8 protein-coding genes are annotated in these 5,279 nt (G+C 36.8%); 4 read left to right on the top strand and 4 right to left on the bottom strand.

Annotated features, from left to right (window positions below; all coding sequences use genetic code 11):
• Positions 1–248 precede the first annotated feature (248 nt).
• Both FTU45_RS14960 and mobQ read right to left on the bottom strand, forming a co-directional pair.
• Positions 249–746, bottom strand: a complete 498-nt coding sequence (locus FTU45_RS14960) for a hypothetical protein (RefSeq protein ID WP_180006217.1) — start codon at positions 744–746, stop codon at positions 249–251.
• Entirely contained in the window at positions 743–1,714 is a 972-nt protein-coding gene (mobQ, locus tag FTU45_RS14955) for a MobQ family relaxase (RefSeq protein ID WP_180006216.1), read from the bottom strand. The genes FTU45_RS14960 and mobQ overlap by 4 nt, the downstream gene beginning before the upstream one ends.
• Positions 1,715–2,077: 363 nt before the next feature.
• Between mobQ and FTU45_RS14950 the strand changes: the two genes are divergently transcribed.
• Positions 2,078–2,362, top strand: a complete 285-nt coding sequence (locus FTU45_RS14950) for a hypothetical protein (RefSeq protein WP_004871868.1) — start codon at positions 2,078–2,080, stop codon at positions 2,360–2,362.
• Here the strand turns inward: FTU45_RS14950 and FTU45_RS14945 are convergent.
• Both FTU45_RS14945 and repM read right to left on the bottom strand, forming a co-directional pair.
• A complete protein-coding gene (locus tag FTU45_RS14945) occupies positions 2,359–2,655 on the bottom strand; it encodes a hypothetical protein (protein WP_163167926.1) in 297 nt (98 codons plus the stop codon). The genes FTU45_RS14950 and FTU45_RS14945 overlap by 4 nt on opposite strands.
• Complete coding sequence (repM, locus tag FTU45_RS14940; RefSeq protein WP_026438545.1) at positions 2,652–3,584, bottom strand: replication initiation protein RepM; 933 nt, start codon at positions 3,582–3,584, stop codon at positions 2,652–2,654. Before repM ends, FTU45_RS14945 begins: the two co-directional genes overlap by 4 nt.
• Positions 3,585–4,318: 734 nt before the next feature.
• Here repM and FTU45_RS14935 point away from each other — a divergent pair.
• The 3 genes from FTU45_RS14935 to FTU45_RS15550 form a co-directional block, all read left to right on the top strand.
• Positions 4,319–4,660 (top strand): hypothetical protein, encoded by a 342-nt coding sequence (locus FTU45_RS14935; protein WP_104472901.1) that lies wholly within the window; start codon positions 4,319–4,321, stop codon positions 4,658–4,660.
• Positions 4,661–4,728: 68 nt separating this feature from the next.
• Positions 4,729–4,962 carry a DUF6500 family protein gene (locus tag FTU45_RS14930; protein WP_111885980.1) on the top strand — a complete coding sequence of 78 codons (234 nt, stop codon included), beginning with the start codon at positions 4,729–4,731 and terminating at the stop codon, positions 4,960–4,962.
• 183 nt (positions 4,963–5,145) lie between these two features.
• A partial coding sequence (locus FTU45_RS15550) for a BrnT family toxin (RefSeq protein ID WP_373685763.1) occupies positions 5,146–5,279 on the top strand: 134 nt, incomplete at its 3' end.

Genomic DNA, 5,279 nt, shown 5'->3' with positions numbered 1-5,279 from the left:
GAACATTAAGCTAACTGCCAAATAAATAAGTACCCACACCCATGTAGACATAAATTACCTTATTATTTTTAATCACTTATTGGATAATTATAACTGATCTTAATAGTCTTATTTAACATAAAATCTCTTATGCGAAATTTCAGCTCGATGCTTTGAAATATGGCTTTAGCCATGTTTCAAAGTCGGGCAACTTTGCGCTTGCTGTAATCTGATCAGTAATAAGAAAAACCAAGCAAAGTACCGATCAACTAGTATTTTTTAGGGTCGATCTGACACCAGTCATACGTTTTTTCTTTGACACTACTCGGTTCAAACGAATAGCAATTTTTCCTCATGATTCTCACCAATGTTTCACCATCACTTTCTCTAATTTGTAGCGGATATTTTTTTAGTAAAGCCATATCAGCTCTACGGTTATCAATTTCGTCTTTGCTTGGCACGTATAAGAAGATTGCCAAAATGAATACCATCATCACAGCCACAAACGTGCTGGCAAAAATAAGGATAAGTTTTAAGTTGAGCCTGTTTGTAGCTTCGTTTAATGCCTGAATACTGTTGTTTAATGCACCTGTATGCTTCTTATTTGCGTTTTCTAGCGATTTTTCAGCCTTGTCTAGCACTCCACTAGCGACTTGGTTGTAAAACTGCTCTAATCGCTTCTTATCGTCTGCTATGGCTTCTCGATATTCCTTCATGGATGCCAATAAAATATATAACTGGTCATCTAAATCATTTTGATTACTCATAATGACATTCCGCCTCTACTTAGTTTTTGAGATGCCTTGCGGAGTGCTTGCTCGGCTCGTTGTTTATCTAATTCTTGCTGTCGTTTCATTTCCGCTTGGCGTTCCAGTTCTAGACGTTTGGTTTCTTGGTTCTTCTGCCATTGATCAAAACCTTGATCGACACGGTTTAAACCACGCTGTAAAACGCTCTCTTTCTGCTGTTTCTGTTGGTCAAGCTGTTGGGCGTTCTGCTGTTTCACATTGTCATTAAAACGGCTGATTTCAGTGTCTATGCCTTTTCTGCGTAATTGGGTGACTTTAGTGCCTTCATGGATGGTGGCTTGTAGTCCGTTATTCTGATCGGCATAGCTGCGGTGATCTATTTTTTCCTGTATGCCTGCTCGTTCCAAAGCACGATTGGCAAGGTTTGCCCACGTTTCCCGAATCTGTTTAATTTCGTCTTGGGTTGTACCCATACCAAGGCTTTTTCGTTTGGCGTTGCTGAGTTCAATTTCTGCCTTTGTGGTCAGAGTCAGATTGTTTTCAGGGTCTAATTCCGCCTTTCGGGTGGTAAGCATGATATGGGCGTGATGGTTCTTATCATTTCCGCCTTTGCTGGGTTCGTGGATGGCTAAGTCTGCAATCACGCCATAGCGATCAACTAAGGCCGTGGCAAAGGCTTTTGCCAAGTCCTTACGTTGATCTGCGTCTAATTCATCGGGTAGGGCGATTACCCACTCTCTGGCGGTTCGGGCATCTTTGCGGTTTTCGGACTGTTCCGCCAAGTTCCAAAGTTGGCTGCGGTCAATTTCAATATTGAGATTAGACACAATTTCGGTATGGGCGACTCCATCCTTTCTCGTAAAGTCATGCGTCAGCCCTGTACGTTTATCTTCTAGTTTTTCCCCTGCACGATAAGCCATAGATGCAACGGCAGTTCTTCCCGAACTGCGGTTAACGGTTTTGGTTGTACAGTGGTAAATCGCCATTAAATTTTCCTTGTGGCATCCACGTATTGATTACATTTCGGGCATTCTTTTCTAATAGTTTGAATGGATACTCCATTCATTTGCTCTATAAGAATTTTAGGTAATTTGTATAAAAATTCATTCCCACAGTTTGAGCATATAAAAATATGCTGTTCATCAATATTGTATTTCTTCATTTGCTTTACCGCTCTTGCTTTTGCTTTTGGGGTTAAGGGGTGTCTCCCTTACGCATCTTTTGACTTGAATGAAATTCAAGTCGTAAGTGCGCATTTCATGAAAAACACGATAGCATATTACCCGCTTGAATTTCAATTCATAGGGTCTTATGCTTGAGTGGTTTTCTATATTCCGAAATTAATCGTTATGACTAAATCTGCTGAAAATATCGAAAAGAAAATTGAAGCCCAGTTAGAGAAGCTGAAACAGTTAAAAGCACAGAAACAGGCTATTGAAGCAAGAGAACGTACCAAAAAGAAAGAACAGGAGCGCAAGGATGATACTCGGCGTAAAATTTTGCTCGGTTCTTACTTGATTAAGAAAATGCAGGCAAATGAAGCCAATAAAGAAAAAATACTCGCTGAACTCAACGAATATTTAACAGAAAATAGAGATCGACAGCTTTTTGATTTGCCCGATATTGAAGCCTAATTTTTCTTAGCTGTTTGGTTTTTTTGTTCGGCTTGATACTCTGGAATGAGCGTATTTAAAACCTTTTGAATATTGTCCTTGTCCTCGATTTGTAAATTATCCCGATAGTAAATTAAGTTCTGTATTTTGCTTTCCATCTGCATTTTTTCGGTGGGTTCGGCATCTTTGGATAGTCGGGATAATAGGAAGATATAACCGCATATATTTTCCCTCGCAATTTCATAATTTACGATGTCGAGGTATTCAACGGTCACATGCTTTAGATCGGTTGATAGGTTATTTAATTTAATCATGGCTGAAATCCTGATTTTTCTAAAATTGGATAAAGCTCTCTGAATTTTTCAGGCTCTAACAGCATATCTGCTATACGGATAGCAAATTGTTGGTAGCTTTCTGTACCTTGTGAATATTTCCCCATTTCAGGCATTTCTGACATTTTTTTTGCAAATAAATGGCGTTGTGCATCGGTCATTTTGATAAAAAAGTCAGGTGTGTTTGGGTCACGCTTAGAATCTAATTTTTTCGGTTGTTGTTTCTGCTTAAACTTGAATGAAAACCCAGTAATTGTACGCCCTTTCTTGTGTTGCTCATAAGTGGCTTTTATGTCTGTATGTTCATTGATTTGAGTAATGGCAGTTTCTAATACACGGCTTTTAAAATGGTGCATACGTTGATATTCATCATCTTCAACACCTAAATTTTTACGTAATTGTTGTAGTTCAAAAACAGGTGTTTTACCAACTTCACGCCAAGCGATTAATAACTCATAAAGTCTAGTGGCATACTTACTGGTTAGGTGTGCAACTTGTTTGGCTTCATATTTTGTAAAGTGTTCTTCTAATCTAGTGATTAAAGGAACTACATCAGGTGCGAAAGTAATTTCTAGTAATGCCAAATCATCTACATAAAAAATACGGCTTACCCAGCGAGAGCGAACGATACCTACCTTCCCTGTTTTTTTATATTCGGCTGTATAGCTAAACTGCCTGTTAAATAGATTATTTACGGCATCTTTCAGGGCTTTGTAGGATGCATCAGGTGATACATTAAATAGTTTTGCATAGTCACTAGCATGTATTTCTAGTTTGCTATCTGCCGTAATACCCCGCCCTAATTCCCTTGCATTAATGATTGCAAGCATGACTAAACGCTGTTCCGTTAGTTCTAAATTATAACTGGCGTTTATTAATGCATTATCTTTCACAACTAAACCATTCTTCATATTAAATACACGTTATTATTAATGTGTATTTACACACTATATATTTTATGTGTGTAAATCAAGAGAATTTGTGTGCTTATACAAGAGAATTTGTGTGCTTATACAAGAGAATTTGTGTGCTTATACAAGAGAATTTGTGTGCTTATATAAGCTGTAGTCCTCTCATATCAATGTTTTCAGCTTATCTAAAAGCATTTAAAAGCTTTAAAAATAATTAAAAGCCTTTCGAGAGGGGAGTGCAAACTGCCCTAGGTACTCGCTAAAGCTCGTACTCTATTGAAGCTCGTTCCTCGCTTCGTGGGGCAGTTTTTGGTTAATCCTATTTGTGAAATCTAAAAGCAAAAGCATTTGTAATGTATTCGCTTCGCTCATACTTTTTGAAAAGCAAAAGCTCCAAAGTTCGCACCCATTCGGGATGCTCTGTACCTACCGTTTAAAATCGAAAGGGAGCTTGTAATCAGAGAAAAGGCGAGGGCGAAATTTTGATGATGCTCAATCGCTCGTAGACACTCGCTCGGTTCTTATTATCTAGGTTTTAATTATTTACTGGAGCTAATCAAAGTTGTGAAACATTGCTTAAATAATAGGCGTGGAACGTGAAAAATCATAAAAAAAGCCCGAACAGGGATGTTCGGGCTATAAACTAGAAACTACAGCATTGATTTCTATAGATAATTATAACGCATTTCGTATAAGGTGTATTATGTTAATTTTAGGGAAATTAAAGAGTAGAAATGAACTTAAATCTAAATAATAAAAAATTTGTAAATGCTAAAAATACATCTAATGGAGAAGTATCTCACGAGACTATTTTTAATTATTACCAAGTAGGTGAGCGTATAGAAGCTACCTATTCTGGTGGCAGTATTACCAATGGACATTTACTAGGTTTCATGACTTCTGAAAAAACTTTCACTATGGCATACCACCACATCAATGAGATGAATGAATTACGTATAGGTGAATGTAATACTGAGATTGAGATCCAAGCCAATGGAAAAATTAAGTTAATTGAAAACTGGCAATGGCGTAATGGAGACTGTTCTACAGGCGAATCAATACTTGTTGAAATGTAAGGTAGAAATAAATAAAGCCCTGATCTTAGATCGGGGCTTCGTAATTAATTTTAGAGAAAGTTAAAAACATGAGAAAAGAGTTAAGAGAAATATTTATTCATGGATGTAATGAGAAAATTGAGAAGAAAGGAGATAGCGTAGGTTTATCTTTCTATGCCTTTTTCAAGAATAAAAATGATAATCCTGAGCTTTTAATGGAAGCAGCTAATTGGTGGATCATGCAACATAAATTAGATCATTTCGAAAAAGCCGTAAAAATTAAAGCTCTTGTTTTAAGTGAATCTTCGCTTAACTTAACATAATGGCGGTTATACGCAATACACTTGTATATTAATATAGATATCAATTACTTAAAAAATCAATCCTGATCATAAAAACCGCAAAAAGCCGACTTTGAAACAAGTCGGCTTTTTTATGTTCGATTCTGTAATATTTTGCCAATAAAAAATGGAACAACTTTGCAAAATTTACAATTTTGTATTAACATTTTTGTATTAACAAAAAGCGATGCAACTATGGAAATTGAGTTTTCATGGGATGAGCATAAAGCAGAAACAAACCTCAAAAAACATGGTGTAGCTTTTGAAGATGCAACCTTAGTTTTTTATGATGCTCATGC

Origin of the sequence: Acinetobacter sp. YH12106 (assembly GCF_013418995.1) — a bacterium.
Lineage (GTDB): Bacteria > Pseudomonadota > Gammaproteobacteria > Pseudomonadales > Moraxellaceae > Acinetobacter > Acinetobacter pseudolwoffii.
Note: the sequence above shows the minus strand (reverse complement) of the source record. Positions and strands in the feature narration are given on the sequence as shown.

What these genes read in the sequence shown, in the direction of transcription:
- FTU45_RS14960 (WP_180006217.1), bottom strand. Translation starts at nt 746, where the DNA reads ATGAGTAATCAAAATGATTTAGATGACCAGTTATATATTTTATTGGCA.
- mobQ (WP_180006216.1), bottom strand. Translation starts at nt 1,714, where the DNA reads ATGGCGATTTACCACTGTACAACCAAAACCGTTAACCGCAGTTCGGGA.
- FTU45_RS14950 (WP_004871868.1), top strand. Translation starts at nt 2,078, where the DNA reads ATGACTAAATCTGCTGAAAATATCGAAAAGAAAATTGAAGCCCAGTTA.
- FTU45_RS14945 (WP_163167926.1), bottom strand. Translation starts at nt 2,655, where the DNA reads ATGATTAAATTAAATAACCTATCAACCGATCTAAAGCATGTGACCGTT.
- repM (WP_026438545.1), bottom strand. Translation starts at nt 3,584, where the DNA reads ATGAAGAATGGTTTAGTTGTGAAAGATAATGCATTAATAAACGCCAGT.
- FTU45_RS14935 (WP_104472901.1), top strand. Translation starts at nt 4,319, where the DNA reads ATGAACTTAAATCTAAATAATAAAAAATTTGTAAATGCTAAAAATACA.
- FTU45_RS14930 (WP_111885980.1), top strand. Translation starts at nt 4,729, where the DNA reads ATGAGAAAAGAGTTAAGAGAAATATTTATTCATGGATGTAATGAGAAA.